Origin of the sequence: Paenibacillus glycanilyticus (assembly GCF_023715145.1) — a bacterium.
GTDB lineage: Bacteria > Bacillota > Bacilli > Paenibacillales > Paenibacillaceae > Pristimantibacillus > Pristimantibacillus glycanilyticus_A.
Map to the genome: position 1 here is coordinate 384,035 of NZ_JAMBNP010000005.1, position 18,408 is coordinate 402,442.

The 18,408-nt window shown below is 52.3% G+C and carries 15 protein-coding genes; 12 read left to right on the forward strand and 3 right to left on the reverse strand.

What is annotated here, in order from left to right; genetic code table 11:
• Window positions 1-64 precede the first annotated feature (64 nt).
• The 11 genes from M3194_RS16785 (at window position 65) to M3194_RS16835 (ending at window position 14,053) form a co-directional block, all read left to right on the forward strand.
• Window positions 65-1,387, forward strand: a complete 1,323-nt coding sequence (locus M3194_RS16785; protein WP_251655222.1) for a glycosyltransferase family 4 protein — start codon at window positions 65-67, stop codon at window positions 1,385-1,387.
• A gap of 115 nt (window positions 1,388-1,502) precedes the next feature.
• Window positions 1,503-7,202: a WIAG-tail domain gene (locus M3194_RS16790; protein WP_251655223.1), complete on the forward strand. Its 5,700-nt coding sequence runs from the start codon at window positions 1,503-1,505 to the stop codon at window positions 7,200-7,202.
• A gap of 187 nt (window positions 7,203-7,389) precedes the next feature.
• Window positions 7,390-8,208, forward strand: a complete 819-nt coding sequence (locus M3194_RS16795; RefSeq protein ID WP_251655224.1) for a glycosyltransferase family 2 protein — start codon at window positions 7,390-7,392, stop codon at window positions 8,206-8,208.
• A gap of 28 nt (window positions 8,209-8,236) precedes the next feature.
• Entirely contained in the window at window positions 8,237-8,959 is a 723-nt protein-coding gene (locus M3194_RS16800; RefSeq protein WP_251655225.1) for a sugar phosphate nucleotidyltransferase, read from the forward strand.
• A gap of 16 nt (window positions 8,960-8,975) precedes the next feature.
• Window positions 8,976-10,328: a glycosyltransferase family 2 protein gene (locus M3194_RS16805; RefSeq protein WP_251655226.1), complete on the forward strand. Its 1,353-nt coding sequence runs from the start codon at window positions 8,976-8,978 to the stop codon at window positions 10,326-10,328.
• Window positions 10,329-10,401: 73 nt separating this feature from the next.
• Window positions 10,402-10,713 carry a nucleoside-diphosphate sugar epimerase gene (locus M3194_RS16810; RefSeq protein ID WP_251655227.1) on the forward strand — a complete coding sequence of 104 codons (312 nt, stop codon included), beginning with the start codon at window positions 10,402-10,404 and terminating at the stop codon, window positions 10,711-10,713.
• A 24-nt stretch (window positions 10,714-10,737) separates the two neighbouring features.
• On the forward strand, window positions 10,738-11,073 hold the full coding sequence (locus M3194_RS16815; RefSeq protein ID WP_251655228.1) for a restriction endonuclease subunit S: 336 nt from the start codon (window positions 10,738-10,740) through the stop codon (window positions 11,071-11,073).
• Window positions 11,070-11,378: a hypothetical protein gene (locus M3194_RS16820; protein ID WP_251655229.1), complete on the forward strand. Its 309-nt coding sequence runs from the start codon at window positions 11,070-11,072 to the stop codon at window positions 11,376-11,378. The genes M3194_RS16815 and M3194_RS16820 overlap by 4 nt, the downstream gene beginning before the upstream one ends.
• Window positions 11,375-11,662 carry a hypothetical protein gene (locus tag M3194_RS16825; protein ID WP_251655230.1) on the forward strand — a complete coding sequence of 96 codons (288 nt, stop codon included), beginning with the start codon at window positions 11,375-11,377 and terminating at the stop codon, window positions 11,660-11,662. Before M3194_RS16820 ends, M3194_RS16825 begins: the two co-directional genes overlap by 4 nt.
• A gap of 115 nt (window positions 11,663-11,777) precedes the next feature.
• Window positions 11,778-12,878 carry a CgeB family protein gene (locus M3194_RS16830; protein ID WP_251655231.1) on the forward strand — a complete coding sequence of 367 codons (1,101 nt, stop codon included), beginning with the start codon at window positions 11,778-11,780 and terminating at the stop codon, window positions 12,876-12,878.
• Between the two features lie 11 nt (window positions 12,879-12,889).
• Entirely contained in the window at window positions 12,890-14,053 is a 1,164-nt protein-coding gene (locus M3194_RS16835; RefSeq protein WP_251655232.1) for a CgeB family protein, read from the forward strand.
• Here M3194_RS16835 and M3194_RS16840 read toward each other — a convergent pair.
• Window positions 14,015-15,010, reverse strand: coding sequence for a ketoacyl-ACP synthase III (locus M3194_RS16840; protein ID WP_251655233.1), 996 nt, complete (start codon window positions 15,008-15,010; stop codon window positions 14,015-14,017). The two genes, M3194_RS16835 and M3194_RS16840, sit on opposite strands and share 39 nt — an antisense overlap.
• Window positions 15,011-15,179: 169 nt before the next feature.
• Between M3194_RS16840 and M3194_RS16845 the strand changes: the two genes are divergently transcribed.
• On the forward strand, window positions 15,180-16,037 hold the full coding sequence (locus M3194_RS16845; protein ID WP_251655234.1) for a YhcN/YlaJ family sporulation lipoprotein: 858 nt from the start codon (window positions 15,180-15,182) through the stop codon (window positions 16,035-16,037).
• 220 nt (window positions 16,038-16,257) lie between these two features.
• On the opposite strand, the gene M3194_RS16850 is transcribed toward M3194_RS16845, so the two are convergent.
• Window positions 16,258-16,482: a helix-turn-helix domain-containing protein gene (locus tag M3194_RS16850; protein ID WP_006040330.1), complete on the reverse strand. Its 225-nt coding sequence runs from the start codon at window positions 16,480-16,482 to the stop codon at window positions 16,258-16,260.
• A 189-nt stretch (window positions 16,483-16,671) separates the two neighbouring features.
• Window positions 16,672-18,300 carry a catalase gene (locus tag M3194_RS16855; protein ID WP_251655235.1) on the reverse strand — a complete coding sequence of 543 codons (1,629 nt, stop codon included), beginning with the start codon at window positions 18,298-18,300 and terminating at the stop codon, window positions 16,672-16,674.
• Between the last annotated feature and the right edge of the window lie 108 nt (window positions 18,301-18,408).

Here is an 18,408-nt window from a genome sequence, read left to right on the forward strand (position 1 = left end):
GCAATATCGGGAGGGCTCGCGTATGCTAACTGCAAATTGATAACGAAGGAGGCCTTCCTTCGACATGTCGCCTGTGAAAGTGGCATTCGTTACGCCAGGAGCCTATCCCATCCCTTCAGGGAACAGCAGCTCTGTTGAACGGGTTGTTGAGAAATTCGTTCCACTTCTGCGTCCTAGTGTCGAGCCTCGCATATATGGTAAAATCGGGCGGAATTTACCCCGCAGAAGTCTAGTCAATGATGTTGTATGCGAGAGATTCCATACAGCCAAGCGCTCGGCCTATGTTACGAAAGTAGGACACGCTTTACGGAAGTTTGGTCCCCAAATCATCCAAGTCGAGAACCGCCCGACCTATATCATAAAACTGAAGCGTTCCAACCCGAAAGCCAAAATATGGCTTAATCTGCATTCTTCCACTTATATAAGCCCGAGGCATATCTCGGAACCCCAGCTTCGCAAGAGCTTTGCTCTGGCGGACCGGATTATTGTAAACAGCGAGTTTCTGCGCACCCTGGTGCTCTCCAAGGTGCCGGAAGCAAGGCTTAAGATCCGCGTCGTGTATCCGGGCGTGGAGACGCGGAGATTCCAGTCCCGTTATACCTCGGAGGGGGAGGCGGCCCGCAGGTATCATCGGGAGCGGAAGGGCCTCACTCATCGCAAAGTGGTTGTATTCCTCGGCCGGCTTATTCCGCTTAAGGGCGTGCATCACTTGCTGGCGATTGTACCAAGGCTTATTAAAGTACATCCGGATCTGCTTGTTGTGATTGTCGGGAGCCCCTTTTACGGGTCTCACCGCACAACAGCCTATTCGCGCAAGCTGATGAAGATGGGCGAAAGGTTCAGGAAGCATGTCCGTTTCGTCCCTTATGTCCCTTACTCGGAGGTGCCGGGCTGGTTCATGGCAGCCGATATTGCCGTCATGCCTTCAGGCAAGCGGGAAGCTTTCGGGCTGGTGAACGTTGAGGCGATGGCAACCGGTCTGCCTGTTATTGCAACACGGGCCGGCGGAATGCAAGAGATTATCCAGGATGGAGAGACGGGTTATCTCATCAATCAGAAGGAAATCAAGACCGAGCTGACCCAGAAACTTCTGTTGCTGCTCCATAATGCGGCGCTGCGCCGGCAGATGGGGATCAAAAGCCGGCAGCGGGTAGAGCAGCTGTTTACATGGGAACATACGGCAAAGCGGTGGTTAAAGATTCAAAGAAATGAAGCGGATCTCAAATTCTATGACAACCCGGAGTTATTCGAGGAAAAAATAGATATGGCGCCAAACCTTGAGAATAAACAAGATGACGCTAATGAGGCTGATCAGGATATTAGCTTTGATATGGGCTTCGTCAACCAAAATTTAATTCGCAATGATCCCCCCGAGGACGGCAGGTAAGCTCTGCTGTCCTTTTGTTTGCCGTTTGGGTTATTCGAAAAAAGGGCAGTAGCGCGCCCATGGGTATACGCATATAGTGAAATAACTTTGAGGAGGAAGAAAGAAGGAGAGGTCAATGACTAAAGGAAAATCGTCGAAAAACGCCAAAGGGCGTAAGCCGAGTTATTATGTCGATAATCCCAATGCATCGGAATTAAAGTGGCTGGATGAATTAAACCGCAAAAAAAATACGGTGCAAAGCAACAACCGCCTTGTTCCGCAGCCTAAGCTGGAAGAGAACAGGTCGGTAACGATTAACGCTGTTGTTCCGGTTGAACAGGCACCCCCACCGGAGACGTTTGTCATCCCTGCATTGACGGAAGAATTGATCCTTGCTGCCGATGCCTCCTCATCGGCTGAAGTGAGCAACGCTGAAACAGAGCGGCTTATTGAGGAAATTGCTTCTTATCATGCAGAGCCGGTCAAGGTGGCGGAGCCGCAGCCGCAGCCGGAAACGCAGCTATTGCCGCAGCAGAAGCTGCCAGAGCCGCAGCCGGAGCCGCTGCAAGAGGCGAAGCCGGAGTTTAAGCCAGTATCGCCGTCAGAGCCGACTTATGATCAGAAGATCGATAAATTGGTGGAGAAGCAGGATCTGTACAAACCGTTTCCGTTTATTTATACAGACGATATCGTGGATGGCGCCGTGACCGTAAGCAAGCTTGCTCCCCATTCGATCGATTCGGACAAAATGCGCCCAGGCAGCATAATCGCGTCATCCATCGCGGACTATGCCGTGAATAATATTCATCTTGCCCCGGGGGCTGTCACGGGGAATAAGGTTTCGCCTTCTGCCATTACGGGCGACCACCTTTCAAACAGCTCGATCACCGGGGATAAAATCGTTGATTCTTCCATTAACGGCGGCAAGCTGGAAGACGGAAGCATTACTTCCGAGAAGCTGGCCGACCGGACCATCGACTCCAGCAAGATTGCTGACGGCTCGATTAATTCAAGGCATCTGGAGCCTTTCCTGATTACGGAAGAGCTTATCGACAACCATGCTGTTTCGCCCGATAAGATCCAGAACAGTGCCGTTCGCACGGAAAAGATCGCCAACGAAGCGATTACGAACTCCAAGCTTGGCGAAGCTTCGGTTACCCACTCCAAGCTGCGCGACGGATCCGTTACCGGCAGCAAGCTGGCCTCGGATACGATTGAATCCGTTCATCTGAAACAAGGACTGCTTCTCGCGGAGCATGTCTCCCTTGGTGCTATCCTGGGGAAGCACGTAGCTCCAGGCGCAATCACGCAAGAGCATCTGGCGGAGGGGGCAGTAGGGACAGGAGCCCTTCAGCCTCAATCCGTAAACGCCGAGCGGATCGCACCCGGAGCCGTTAATGCCTCACATCTTCAGCAGGAGTCAGTAACCGGCGAGCATCTTGTAGCCGGACAAATCGGCACCAAGCATCTTGCGGATCAAAGCGTTAATTCCATGAAGCTCGCGAATGAAGCCGTGCAAACGCGGCATGTGGGCCGGAGCAGCATTATTTCGGATCATATTGCCATCGGTCAAATTGAACAGCGCCATATCGCCCATCAAGTGGTATCCCGCCAGCATCTGCAGTCCAGCTCGGTAGGCAGGGAGCAGCTGCAGGATGGCTCTGTAAAAGGGGAGAAGATTGCAGCTCAAGCCATTAGCACGGAGCATTTGAACGACTCCGCGGTTGGAACCCATCAACTGGCGGAGCAGTCCGTAACCGATAAGAAAATCGCCGACGGCGCGGTTAAGAGCTCCAAGCTGTCAGCGGGAGCCATCGAGAACAGCCACCTGAAGAACGAGATCGTTACCTATCAGAAGATAGCGCCGGAAGCGCTCAGGGCGTACCATTTCTCCGCGGGCGCGGTTACGGGAGATGCGATCTCCCCGGAAGCGGTCTCCGGTGAGCATCTGAAGCCAAAGCTGATTGAGAAGCAGCATTTTGCCAATCAGGCAGTTGGCACGGATGCCCTGCAGGATCTCTCGGTCACTAGCGGCAAGCTTGCGTTCGGGGCTATAACCGAGTTCAACTTAGCTCCAAATGCGGTTCATCCGCATCACTTGGCCGACCATAGCATCGGCTCACAGAAACTTGCTCCGGAATCGGTCACATCCGATAAGCTTGCGGAGTTCAGCGTAAATTCGTCGAAGCTGGGCACAGGCAGCGTAAATGAACAGCATATTGCACCGGGCGCCGTGAATGCGGATGCGATCCAGGCTTCATCGATTCGCAGCGGTCATCTACAGTCGTCTTCCATTGATAGCGTGCATGTCAAGGATGGCGCGATCCATTCGGTGCATCTGGCAGGCGAAGCGGTGACAGAACAGCATCTGTCGGGCAGCAGCGTAAAGACGGAGCATATCTCCGATCTGACAGTAACAACCGGTAAGCTCGCTATCAGCGCGGTGACAAGCGAGAAGCTTGCGGATGCAAGCGTTACGTCTTCCAAGCTTGCCAATGGCAGCGTGCTGTCGAATCATCTCGCAGCCGGTTCCGTTAACTCCGAAATCGTCCGCGCGGAAGCGATAACGTCGGAGCATCTGCAAGCGAGAATTATCCATGCCGAGCATATGGGCTATCAATCCGTTACCGAGATGAATTTGTCCTATGACATTGTGAATACGGACCATATTATCGATCAGGCCGTAACCGCGAGCAAGCTTTCGAAGGATGCGGTGACAACGGAGAAGCTGCTTGACTCAAGCGTGACGACCTCCAAGCTGTCGGACGGCAGCGTAACGGCCAGCAAGCTTGCGGAAGGCTCTATCTACTCGGAATTAATTCGTCCGTTCTCGATTCAGAGCGACCATATCGAGCCGCTTGCCATCCAATCCGAGCATTTAACGGATGATGTTATCGGGGCTGACCATATTCGCAGCGGGGCGGTTGGCACGGATGCTTTGTCTAACCAATCGGTAACTTCATCCAAGCTGACAACGGGAGCCGTCCAGTCCAGTCATATCGGTAACGAAACGGTAACGAGCCGGCATCTGGCGAGTGATTCCGTCCTTGGCATTCATATCGGCCAAGGCAGCGTCCGTTCCGTCCACCTGACCGATGAAGCCGTGACGGAAGCCAAACTGGCACCTCTTAGCGTCGGGGAGACTCACATTCAAGACGGATCGGTACGTTCAGAGGCGCTGCAGAAGGGGATTGTAGGCACGGAGCATCTTGTGGATGGCGTCATACTTGAATCCAAGCTTGCCTCCTTATCCGTTCATACCCGCCATCTCCAGCCGCAGTCCATCCAAGATAAGCATTTGACACCGGGAAGCGTGGATGAGAGCAAGCTGCAAAACGGTGCGGTAACTTCCTCCAAGCTGGCGGTTGATACCGTATCCGGTGATCATCTGCGGCTCGAAACCATTACCAGCAAGCATATTAAGGCGGATTCCATTCAAAGCTACCATATTCGCAAAGGCACGGTTTCCTTCGATCACTTGAGTGCGGATGTTCTGAATGAGTTTAAGCCGAAGAGCATCTTGAGCGAGCAGCTGCCCCAAGGCATCATTGTTTCCTCCAAGCTGTCGGACGACAGCGTAAGCACGAGTAAGCTGATCGATGAGAATGTAACGACAGACAAACTGGCAGACGGAAGCGTCACTAACCTCAAGCTGGCTGATGAGAGCATAACAAGCGGGAAGCTTTCGGATGCGAGCGTGACGACTGAGAAGCTGTCCGATGGCAGCGTAATAGGCAGCAAGCTGGCTTTCGGAAGTATTACAAGCGATAAGCTGGCGGACGACGGCATTACAACCGACAAACTGGCAGACGGCAGCGTTACGGGCAGTAAGCTCGCCGACGAGAGCATAACAAGCGGGAAGCTCGCCGCTGAGAGTGTCACGGGAAGCAAGCTGGCCTTCGGCAGCGTTACCGGAGATAAGCTGAGTGACGATAGCGTTACGACAAGCAAACTAGCAGACGGAAGCATTACAAGGAGCAAGCTGGCGGACGAGAGCATCACGGGCGAGAAGCTTGAAGGAAGCAGCGTTACCGGCGATAAGCTGGCAGATGACAGCATTACAAGCAGCAAGCTGGCCTTTGGCAGTGTAACGGGCGTTAAATTGGCGGACGACAGCATCACCGGCAGCAAGCTGGTCTTCGAGAGCATAACAAGCGATAAGCTGGCAGACGGTAGCGTCACAAGCAGCAAGCTGGCGGATAACAGCATTACGGGCGAGAAGCTTCTGAATGAAACGGTGACACGCCGGAAGCTCGCCGACGAGAGCGTCACGGCCGAGAAGCTTGCCGACGATAGCATCACAAGCCGCAAGCTGGTTGATGAAAGTGTGACAAGCGAGAAGCTTGCCGATGAAAGCGTCTCGACGATTAAGCTTGCCGACCAGGTCATCATCAGCAGCAAGCTGGCTGATGAAGCCGTCACGGCCAGGAAGTTAGCCGACGAGAGTGTCATCAGCCGCAAGCTGGCGGAAGAAAGCGTGACAAGCGAGAAGCTTGCCGGCGGAAGCGTCACGACTGCGAAGCTGGGCAATCAAGCCGTCACGAGAAGCAAGCTGGCCGACGAGAGCGTCATAACGGAGAAGCTCGCCGATGATAGCATTACAACACGCAAGCTGGTAGACGAAAGCGTGACAAGCGAGAAGCTTGCGGATGAAAGTGTCACAACCCTGAAGCTTGGCGATCAGGCTGTAACAGCGAGCAAGCTTGCCGACGAAGGCGTTACAACCGGGAAGCTGGCAGGCGGCAGCGTCACAACAAATAAGCTTGGCGACCGGGCGGTTACCAGCGTCAAGCTTGCCGATGAGAGCGTCACGGCCGAGAAGCTTGCGGACGACAGCGTTACAAGCCGGAAGCTGCTGGACGAAAGCGTAACGAGCGAGAAGCTTGCGGATGGAAGTGTCACCGCCCATAAGCTTGCCGATCAGGTCATTATCAGCAGCAAGCTGTCGGATGCGAGTGTCACAACCGGAAAGCTTGCGGATGACAGCATTACGAGCCGGAAGCTGGTGGATCAAAGCGTAACCGGCGAGAAGCTCGCAAACGGCAGCATCACAGCCGATAAGCTTGTTGATCAGGCTGTCATCGGCAGCAAGCTCGCCGACGGCAGCGTCACAACCGGCAAACTCGCCGACGACAGCATTACAAGCGGGAAGCTGCTAGACGAGAGCGTGACGACCGCGAAGCTTGCGTTTGATAGTGTCACAACGGATAAAATTGCGGATGAGAATATTACGTCCGGCAAGCTGGCCTTCGGCAGTGTGATAACGGAGAAGCTCGCCGACAACAGCATCACCAGCGAGAAGCTGCTCGACGAAAGCGTAACAACGGAAAAACTTTTGGACGAAAGCGTGACAAGCGAGAAGCTTGCCGATGAGAGCGTGACAAGAGAAAAGCTTGCGGAAGGCAGCGTATGCGGCTGGCATGTTGCTTCTGAATCCATTACGATCGATAAATTGGCACCGGAGCTTGTATCTGCCTTATTCCCGGAGATAGCCGAGGAAATTGACGAAGTGCAGGAAACGGAGGACGAAGAGGAGCAGGGAGAGCCGGAACCGGCCCCATCCTTCATCCGTTCTTCCGGAGCCGGTCAGGTGCTTCAGCAGTTTGGTCTTGCGCCGTATTCGTTCTTCAAGAAAGGCAAGCAGCTGGACGTAGAAATTACGTTCGACGAGCCGTTTAGCGATACGAACTATGTTATTACGGCCATCTGCGATAATCCGGAATGTTATGTATCTGTCTTCAGCAAATCGAAGGATAGCGCCATTCTCAACATTATCCGCTCAAGAGGTTCATTCGAACCGGAGGGCTATATGAACTGGATAGCCATTGGCCGGTGAACTTCATAGTTTCAATAGGGGATTGGGAGCGCGATATACGCTCCTATCCTCTTTTTTATTTGGGAGGGGGACAGACGTCTTGGAAGTTGTACAAATGCCGTTGCGCCAGCAGTCTGCATACATACTATGTGATGTACATCAATCTTCTTGCACATTTTAATAGGCGTAAACTGAGGTGATTCAGTGGATGAAACGCGCGAAGCGATTGATAGGCAGCCAGACGGGAGGCCGGTCATCGCAATACGGGATTCCCGCTTCTTTCAAGCCTCATCCTAATCCGGTCGTATCGGTGATTATCCCTGTTATGAACGAAAAATCGACCATCGGGCGCGTAATTCGCGAAGCTGCAAAAGTACATCCCCGGACAGAAGTCATTGTTGTTGCCAATGGTTCAACAGATGGTTCTATCGCAGTTGCTAGAAAGATGGGGGCTAGAGTGCTGCAATTTGAGAAGCCTCTTGGTCATGACGTAGGAAGGACGATAGGAGCGCTAGAGGCAAAAGGCGAGGTTCTGCTGTTTATAGACGGTGATATGGTCATAGCGGCTTCCCAGCTGCGGCCTTTCATTCATGCGGTGAGAGAAAAAGGGGTAGATGTTGCGCTGAACAACTATTCCGGTCCAGTCCATAAGGCGAAGGTTCATAGTGTTGTGCTGGCCAAACATGCCTTGAACGTTATTCTTCAAAGACCTGATCTGAAAGGGATATCGTTTACCGCCGTGCCGCATGCCATCAGCCGCAGATGCCTGGAGACGATAGGCGCGCAAGCCTTGTCCGTTCCTCCGCTTGCCCATGCGATGGCAGTGAAACAGGGACTGAGGGTAAAGGCTGTTCAAACCGTTAACGTCGGCAAAATCAATAAACCCCGGCCGGAGCGGGAGAGGAAAAATCCGCTGGAGCGGTTAATTCTTGGCGATCATTTGGAGGCGATCTATTGGCTGCTGTCATGCACAGATGAACGGGGCGGATTCGAGGATCGGCTGCGCAAGCGCGAGATGGCCTTGTAAGTCTGCACATGGATAGGAGGATTGCACGATGAAAGCTGTTATATTGGCAGGTGGTACCGGGTCTCGGCTAATGCCTTTAACTTCTTATATTAACAAGCATATGCTGCCAGTCGGCAGACATCCGATGATCCAATATGGCATAGAAACCCTGCGCAAAGCGGGGATTCAGGACATTCTGATTATTACCAACCGCCAGTCTGCGGGAATGTTTATTCAATATTTCGGGAGCGGCGCTGAACTATCGGTTTCCCTGGTCTACCGGATTCAGGAGGGAGCCGGGGGGATTGCGGACGCCTTGCAGCTGGCAAGACCGTTTATAGCGGAAGGGGAGAAGTTCCTTGTTCTGCTTGGCGATAATTTGTTTGAGGAGGATTTAACTCCTTATATCGAGGAATATCAGCAGCAGAAAGGCGGGGCAATGGTGCTTCTCAAGGAAGTAGACGATCCTCACCGGTACGGTATTCCGGTCTTCCATCCGGACGGCGCGATCAAACACATTGAAGAGAAGCCCGAGAAGCCGGAGTCCAATCTATCGGTTACTGGATTATATATGTATAGCTCCGATGTCTTTCAGCGGATAGAGAATATCAGTCCTTCAAGCAGAGGGGAGCTGGAGATTACGGATCTCAATAATCTCTATGCGGCAGCCGGCCTCTTAACCTACCGGACCTTATCCGGCTGGTGGATGGATGCCGGGACATTCGAGTCGTTGAAAGAAGCATCTGCCCGATATTGGGATATAGAATACTAGACGGGAGAGATTATGAGTGAGACGCAAACCGCGTGGCATCAGTCGTCTCAAGCTCGCACCATCGCAAGAGGGCAGGCGCTCGGCCAATTATCAGGCCGGCTTGCAAGCGGGATACAATCAGGGACTTCAAGCCGGTCAGAGCAGCTATCATTCTTTGTTCGAAGGAACGAGCATTATTATCCCGAGTTACAATCAAGTGAATTATTTGAGAGGCTGCATTGACAGCATTATCGATAATACGGAGCAGCCTCATGAGATTATTGTCGTCGACAACGCTTCAACGGACGGAACGGCCGAATATCTCGAGCAGCTTGACGGACAGGTGCGTTTCCGCGTGCTCGATCAGAATTATGGATTTGCCGGAGCCGTCAACATGGGGCTGATGATGGCTAAGGGAACAACGATGCTTATCCTGAATAACGATACTCTCGTGACGGATAACTGGCTTGGCAACCTGCTGATTTGTCTGCACAGCGATCCAACGATCGGGATGGTAGGTCCCGTCACCAATTATATCAGCGGCGATCAGCAGATTAAGGTGCCGTACGAGAAAATCGACGATATGCCCGAATTCGCCAGGCTGAACAATATCTCGGATCCGAAGCGCTGGGAAAGAACAGACAGGCTGCCGGGCTTCTGTCTCTTATTCCGCCGCGAGCTGTGGGAGAGAATCGGCTTCCTCGACGAAGGCTTCGAGTTCGGCAACTACGAAGATGATGATTATAATATTCGAACCCGGCTGCTCGGCTACTCTCTTGTCATTGCGAGAGATTCCTTTATTCATCATTTCGGGAGCGTCAGCATCAAGGCGCTGGGCGATCAGCTCGAGCAGGTGACGACCCGGAACATGGTTTACTATATGACCAAATGGAATAATCCGTACGCATGGATTCATCAGGTTCGCGCAAGCGAGTCGCATATTCCGGTTCTTGCAACAAGGGGAGAAACCGCTTTTTACCCGGAAGGCGTTGTAGTGAAGGGGATTGGAGCTCAGGCCTTCTGGATTGAGAACGGGGTCAAACATCCGATTGAAGGGGAATGGTCCGGACCGGTTGTGCGTCTGCCGCAAGTTCTGATCCGCAGCTGGATGACGGGCACGGCGCTTGCTGCCGTTGAAGCCGAATCCAAATGGCAATCGCTTCACCGGGTTCATCGCGGGGCTCCTTTGCATGGCCAGATCACAAGCGGGCTGGACGGCTTCCTGTATTATCTGGAGAACGGCACCAAGCGGAAAATTATTACCGAAGCAGCCGCTGCTGCCTGGTGCTTGAACGAGAGAACCCAATATCCGCTGACCGTGGAACAGCTTCAGGAGCTGCCGGAAGGACTGCCGCTGATTCCTCCGGTCAAGCTGCGCCAGGTGCTATAGGTTATCCGACTGCAAGTATCACCCTATTTCGAAGATGCATATGCTGGTATGACGACAACGGAAGAGAAACGTTATGGCTGCAGAGGAGGGACTTGACGTGCAGCAGATCGTAAACGAAATTATTGAACATTTATCTCATTCTCATAATCAAATGGCTCGTATGATCGATTCCAAGCGCCATGTTGTTGTTCGGATGGCTGAGGTTGTGAAGGCCATTCCCGACAACAATCCGAACTTCGGGGGGACGGAAGGGCTGCTCACGAGTACTCAATCCCTGCTTGGAGGAATTGTTTCCTATTTAACGACAATTGCCGAATTGCAGGAGACGCTTGCTGCCCAGCTGACGTTTACCGTTCGCGAGCTTCGGTTAGAGGAAGACGAGTGAGCGGCCGGAAGGAGGATGTTTGTCATGAATCGGGAACAGGCTTATATGCGAATGCTTGGCGCAACCGCCAATATGCAATGGAATATTGCCAAGATGCTGGAGGCCAAAGCGGAAGAAGCGGAGAAAGCGCGTAATTGGATATGCAATCATATTTCAGCGGCATCCTTTCTTGGTGACCAGACGCAGATCAAACAGACCGCCCAAATCAACGAACAGGTTATCGAGGTATTGGACGGCGTTAACAAAATGAGTCAAGGGATCCTCTCCGTTATGAAGTCGGTACTGCCAAGAAATGACGGCGGAGGCGACAATGACGGGGATGACGATGAGATGCTGTACGGCATGGGTGACATGAATTGAATACAATCACCCAAAGAGAGCGGGAAGTGAAGCTTCAGATTCTATCTTCCCTGGCCCAAAGCCAAGCGGCGCTTGCCCGTATTCTGGACAGTATAGCTGACGTATCGGCGGCTTCTCCGGCGCTTGCCGGAAGGATTGCCGAGAATGTGAAACTGCTGACATCCATGCAGAAAAATATTGCGGAAACCGTAACGGGGCTGACCATGCGCCGCAAACGTCTGAAGCATGGAAGCCCCTGCGGTCCTTGGCTGAACGCTAAAATCAGAAAGCAGCGGGTTAGATCAAGAAGGAGGCGTTTGATATGAAGAAGAAGAGTGCTGCTGCAGCAAAACGGAGATCCAAACGCAAGCCTCATGTCCGTACCAAACGCAAAGCAAGCGGAGCGCGGAAGACAACGGGCAAGAAGTCGGGCAAGGGTACGATGAGCCGCCGTAAGTCATCGGTCAGAAAAAGAAGAAGAAAAAGCGAAAGCTTTGATCCCGTCAGCTACGATGACGGCTTTAATCAGGCTTATAACGACGGTTACAACAACGGCTTTGCCAAAGGCTTTGAAGACGGGCATCTTATTGCCTACGAGTCGCAGGTTTAATTGCACGGCTTACGATAGAGGTCTTAGATCTGCCTTGTTCATGCCCAGGATGGACAAATCAGGATTAAGGCTTTTTTTGTATAACTCTTAAGATGCGGGCAGGAGAGTGGAAATTTTGGATACGGCAGCAGCAGCTTCCTTTCAAAAGGGCAAGCAGCATGGCTACTCGGCCGGATTTCATGCAGGATGGCGGGATGGCGCCTGCGAATGGGCAAGGTCGGCTTCCATAGCTCCGTTGCCGGCAGTGTTGCCTCTGCGTGTGTTGTATATACCGCAAGGCTCGTTAGGGTTCGACGCGATTGACTCCGGTATTATTCAGGCGCTTCAGAGATGTGCCGGCGAGGTGCATGTAGGATCGCAGGAAGGCCTGCTGCAGCAGGCGGCGGCCATTCAGCCGGATATCATGCTCGTGTTGAATGGTTTATATACGTTTCCGCCGGATCATCTTGAGCAAGTGGATGCGATCAGGCAGCTCGGAATCAAGACGGTTATCTGGTTTGTGGATGATCCTTATATGACGGCCCATACCGTTCAAATTGCGCCCCATTACGATGTTGTACTGACCCATGAGCGCGGCACGGTGGAGCTGTATCGGCAGCAAGGCTGCCAGCAGGTGTTTCATCTGCCGTTAGCCGCAAATGATGCGGTATTCCGCCCGTTCCGGGCAGCCAAGCAATATGAATATGAGGTCTGCTTTATCGGAGTCGCCTTCTGGAACCGCGTCGAGCTGATCGATTCGATCGCGGAGCAGCTGTCCCGAAGGAAGCTGTTTATCGCGGGGGGACATTGGGACCGTCTGCAGCGCTACCCGCTGCTTAAGCCGTTTATTCATCCGGAAGCGATCACGCCGGAAGCGGCAGCCCATTATTATAACGGCTCCAAGATCGTCATCAATCTGCACCGCACGGACGTACCCGGGAAAGACAATCAGATTGAGGCGCAGATGCCGGGATTGTCGGTCAATCCAAGGACGTATGACGTATCGGCTTGCGGAACGCTGCAATTAACGGATATTCGGGATGATTTGTTTTCCCAATACCGTCCGGGTCGTGAGATTGAGACGTATAACGGCGCGCAAGAGCTGGTGGAGAAGATCGATTATTATTTGACCCATGAGGAAGAACGGCTTCGTATTGCCATGAGAGGTTTATATCGGACATTGAGAGAGCATACGATGACGACGAGAATGGCATCGCTATTGAATTTATTGACGTAGGAGTGACGAATATGGCGCCAGGACTCAAAAGGAAGACTGATGAGGAAGCTGGACGGGCGGCAGGTTACCAATTGGGATGGGATCATGGATACTGGTATGGGCTATGCGAGGAGGCGATCGGCCGTATTCCGCAGGTAAACCAGGTCTGGCCGGTTCATGCCATGTTTGTGCAGACCGGCAAAGGCTTTCCTTATTCCCCCATTGACGATGCCGTAAGAGAGACGTTGGCTTCTCTGGTCCAGCGGTTAACCGTTGTGAATGCCACGCAGCCGGTGGCGGAGCTTGCGTTAACCGATAGGCCGGATGTTGTTATTGTGCTTGACGGTCTGCAGTTTGATGTTGGGCAGATTGCGGCACTGAAAAGTAACGGAATCCGTACGGCGATTTGGCTCACGGACGATCCGTATTATATGGATATCACAACTTCGATAGTTCCTCATTACGACACGGTGTTTACGCTGGAACGCAACTCGGTGGATTTCTATAAGCAGCTTGGCTGCCAAAATGTGCACTATCTGCCGTTCTGCTTCCATCCGGGACAATACCGTCCAGCCAACCCCGACCGTTCGAGCCGCAAAGAAATAACGTTTATTGGCTCTGCTTATTTGAACAGAGTCAGCTATTTCAATGAATTAACGCCTTATCTGGCCGGGAAAGATACTTTAATATCCGGCATCTGGTGGGACCGTCTGTCCAAATACGACATGCTCCGCTCCAAAATCAAGCTGAACCACTGGATGGGTCCGGCAGAAACCGCCTTAACTTATAATGCTTCCCAGATCGTCATTAATATGCACCGGGCGCATGATGATGCCTTGTATAACAGCAACCGGATTGGATTAACGGCGGTGTCGCCAAATCCGCGCACCTTCGAAATTGCCGCCTGCGCCGTGCTGCAGGTATGCGATACGCGTGACGATCTCGCTTCGTTTTTCAAGCCTGGGGTGGAGATCGTCACGTATTCCTCGCCGTCCGAGCTGGTGGAGAAGATGGAATATTACCTGAAGCATGAGGATGAACGCAAACAAATTGCTCTTCGCGGCATGTACCGGGCTTTCCGGGATCATACGTACGCGAATCGTCTTTCTGCCATGCTGTCGATTTTATTCCCCATAACTCCTCCATCTCTCCCTATATTAAATAGACCAGCGGAGCAGAACGCCAGATTGGGTTAATCCGCCGCCAAAGCCATAGAGCAGCAGCAGATGTCCAGGCAACACGCGGCCGTCCTGGACAGCGGCATCAAGAGCAAGCGGAATGGAAGCTGCCGATGTATTGCCGTAACGCTCAATGCTGGACAGAGCCTGCTGCTCGCTTATGCCGGTCCGATCGCACAAGGCGTCAATGATGCGCTGATTGGCGTTGTGGGGCACAAACCAGTTGATTTGGGATGGTTCATATCCGCTGTCCCGCAGTAATTCCGTAATGCCTTCCGATACGTGGCTGAGAGCCCATTTGTACACTTCGCGGCCATTTTGCACAATGCGGCTCGTTGTATCGATGTCCGCCGCGTTAATGGAAGGGGACAAGCCGCTCCGGTATACATGATGCCCGCCAGCGCCTTCCGTATGGGAAGAGATGGCCAGAATGTCGCCTTCGGCAGCCGTTCCTGCTTCCATCAATATAGCGCCTGCCCCGTCACCAAAGAGGATGCAGGTCGTCCGGTCCTCGTAATTCGTTACTTTGGACAAGGTTTCCCCGCCGATTACCAGAATTTTACGGTAAACGCCGGAGAGGAGCAGACCGTTCGCCAATTGGATCGCCGAGGTAAATCCCGCGCAAGCCGCTTGAATATCAATGGCCCCGCTATGCTTGATGCCAAGTCCAGCCTGCACCTGCGCCGCTACGCTTGGGATTACGTTATCCGGGGTAGAGGTGGCGACAATAATATAATCAACGTCTTCGACTTGAACACCGTAACGCTCCTGCATATTCCGTACTGCCCGGATACATAAATCGCTTGTATATTGGTCATCCGCAGCAATGCGCCGTTCCTGAATGCCGGTACGCTGCACAATCCATTCGTCCGAAGTATCAACCATTCGTTCCAAATCCGCGTTAGACAAAATTTTATCAGGCGTATAAGTGCCAATGGCGGTAATAGCTGCATTGGATTGCAGATGCTTTTCCATAGTAAACAGCTCCTCTGTTTTTATTGTTGGTACCAGGTACTAATACTTGATATTAAATTACTGAAATTGAACGGATTTGTCAAGCTTTATGTCGGATAGGTTCTTCATAACCGAGCACAATAAGAAACGGGTCAAAGCCTAACTAAACGAATGGAGGAGTGGCGAGTTCATGAGAAACAAATTCATTCTTCTTACAGCAAGTGTGGCTTTAGCAACGACGTTAGCGGGATGCGCGGCAAATCAGGGAGGAATCGGGAACAAAAATTTCCAGCCGAACAGCGTGCGTTATGATGCTAACGGAAATGGGATCCGTAATCTGGCAGCTCCGGGAACATTGAACAACAAGCGTTTCGCGAACGATCAAATGAACGAAATGAACCGCGTCAATGGCCGCCGTCTCAACAGCAACAACATCGTTGGCAGTCATAAAAATTATAAAATGGAAATGAGCGATGAGATTGCGAAGCGGCTGGTCGCCATGAACACGGTAAAAACAGCCAATGTCATGCTGACGGACAATAATGCTTATATTGCCGTATCCTTCGAAGATCATACGCGCGGCTTAAGCGCAAAAAGCTACAGCCGCACGAATCTGAGCAGCCCGATTACCGATACGAACCGTCGCATGAACGGCACGTACGGAACGAACGGGAAATACGGCATGAACGGCATGAATGGCACGTTTGGCATGAATCCCGCGATGGACGGTCATTCTAATAACAACGGTATGCGTGGCTTGAGCACTACTGAAACCGGCGAAAGCCGTCTGACAGAAAAAATCAAAAGCGATATCGCTGCCGAAGTTAAGCGTCTGCATCCATCGGTTCAGCATGTTTACGTATCCGCAAACCCGGATTTTGTGGACCGCATGAACAGCTATATGGGCGACGTCCGTCTTGGCCATCCCATTCAAGGCTTCGTATCCGAATTTAATGCGATGGTCGAACGGATCTTCCCGGCCAATGCCACGCATTTGAGCGCGAAGAACACGAAGCATACCACTCCGTATATTTACGATCACCGCTAATAAAGGAATATAAACAAAAAAAAGGGCCCGCTTGCGAAAGCGGGCCTGTCCTAGAAATGGTATCAACTGTGGGGTTGATGCATATGATTGTATCGAATAAACCTTAGTCTAAGATTAAAGAACTTTGTCGAAATTGAAACAATGTGACTACATAGTAAATCCCCGCTCCTTCCAGGAAGGTGCGGGGAAACTAGAATAGCCCAAATCATGAATGGGATGGTTAGATTTGTAACTCCCCAAGCTTGATCAGCTCGACAACCGCTTGCGAACGACCTTTAACATTTAACTTTTGCATGACATTCGAAATATGGTTGCGGACGGTTTTTTCGCTGATAAATAATTGCTGCGCAATGTCTCTAGTTGTTTTGTCCTGCACCAGCAGCTCAAATACCTCGCGTTCACGATGCGTTAATAAAAACTTGCTCTTATGGTCGCTACCCTTCAAGTTTGTCACCCCTCCTTGCTCGGGTTTTTATGGTTTAACAAGGTTAAGGGATACAGTCAAATTATAGTATGAATCGGCTATAGTAATGGTGCTGTATGTAGGGAAAATGGGCGCTTAATAAAAAGAAGGGCTGTCCTCCGGTCATATCCGATGACCTGGGGGACAGCCCTTCCTGTTTGCTGTGGCTTGTTAATACCCGTCTGTTTGGTGACCCAGCTCCTCGGCGATTTCCATGCCCTCGCGTGCGGGGAAGGTGCCTTCGTGATCGGATTTCATGGCGGCCGATTTCTTGATCGCTTCTGCGACAAGGCGGCCGTACTCCGGATCTGCCTGGGTCAGATTCGTCAGCATCTTCTCCTGAATAACAGGCGCGCAGGTGGACAGCGCATCCCCCAGATTATGAATAAGCTCGTCGCGTTCCCACTGCTCCAGCTTCCGGAACGTATCGCCGGCCTGGGCGTAGTCATTGGTCCTGTCGATCGTTTGTTTAACGAGGCTAGCCTCGTAATGCGGCTCATGCGGTTTGCCGGAAGGCTCCGCTTCTGTCAGTCCGTTCAAGCTTGAGGGCTCATAGTTGATATGCGGATTTTGTCCTGGAGCGACATCCACATAGAAGGCCATTTGGCCGTCGCGCTGATTGGTTGCCGCGCGCTTCTTCGGCGCGTTGATCGGCAGCTGCAGATAGTTCGAGCCAACGCGGTAGCGCTGGGTATCGGAGTAGGATAAGGTGCGACCCTGCAGCATTTTATCATCGGAAAAATCAAGGCCGTCCACGAGAACGCCGGTGCCAAATGCCGCCTGCTCGACCTCGGCAAAATAGTTTTCCGGATTTTTGTTCAGCACCATCTTGCCCACCGCCACCATCGGGAATTGCTCCTCCGGCCACAGCTTCGTATCGTCGAGCGGGTCGAAATCCAGCTCCGGATGCTCGCCGTCCTCCATCATTTGAACCTTCAGCTCCCAGGAAGGGAAGTTGCCCCGTTCAATCGCTTCAAACAGATCCTGCGTGGCATGATTGAAGTTCTTCGCCTGAATCTCTTCGGCTTCCGCTTGAGTCAGGTTTTTGATGCCTTGCTGCGGATCCCAATGATATTTGACCAGCACGGCTTCCCCATTGGCATTTACCCATTTGTATGTATTCACGCCGGAGCCTTGCATCTGGCGATAGTTCGCCGGAATGCCCCATGGCGAGAACAGGAACGTAATCATATGGGTCGCTTCCGGCGAATTCGAGACAAAGTCGAAGAAGCGTTCCATGGATTGAAGATTGGTGACCGGATCGGGCTTGAAGGCATGCACCATATCGGGGAACTTCATGGCATCGCGGATGAAGAAGATCTTCAGGTTATTGCCGACCAGATCCCAGTTGCCGTCCTCGGTATAAAATTTGGTTGCAAAGCCCCGCGGATCCCGGAGCGTCTCCGGCGAATGCCCGCCGTGGATCACGCTGGAGAAGCGGACAAACACAGGGGTCTGCTTGCCTTTCTCCTGGAACAGCTTGGCTCTCGTATATTTGCTGATCGGCTCGCCGCCGAATGTTCCGTAAGCCTCGAAATAGCCGTGAGCGCCCGCACCGCGGGCATGGACGACACGCTCAGGCACGCGTTCCCGGTCAAAGTGAGTGATTTTCTCGATAAATTGATAGTTTTCAAGCGTTGCCGGGCCCCTATTGCCCACTGTTCTCGTATTCTGATTGTTGGATACCGGATGACCTTGTCTTGTCGTCAGCGTCAAATCCGTTTCGCCTGCCGCTTTGCGGTTATCCGTTGACCCGCCAGCGCCTGTCGCATTTGTGCCGGTTGTATCATTTGCAGACATTCTGACCTTTCCTCCATTTCCAAATTCAAGTTAAATTAGCCGTTTACTCCAGTACTATTCCTCATTCCAAACGAGATTATGAAAAAGATTGGAAACCGTCCCGATGGC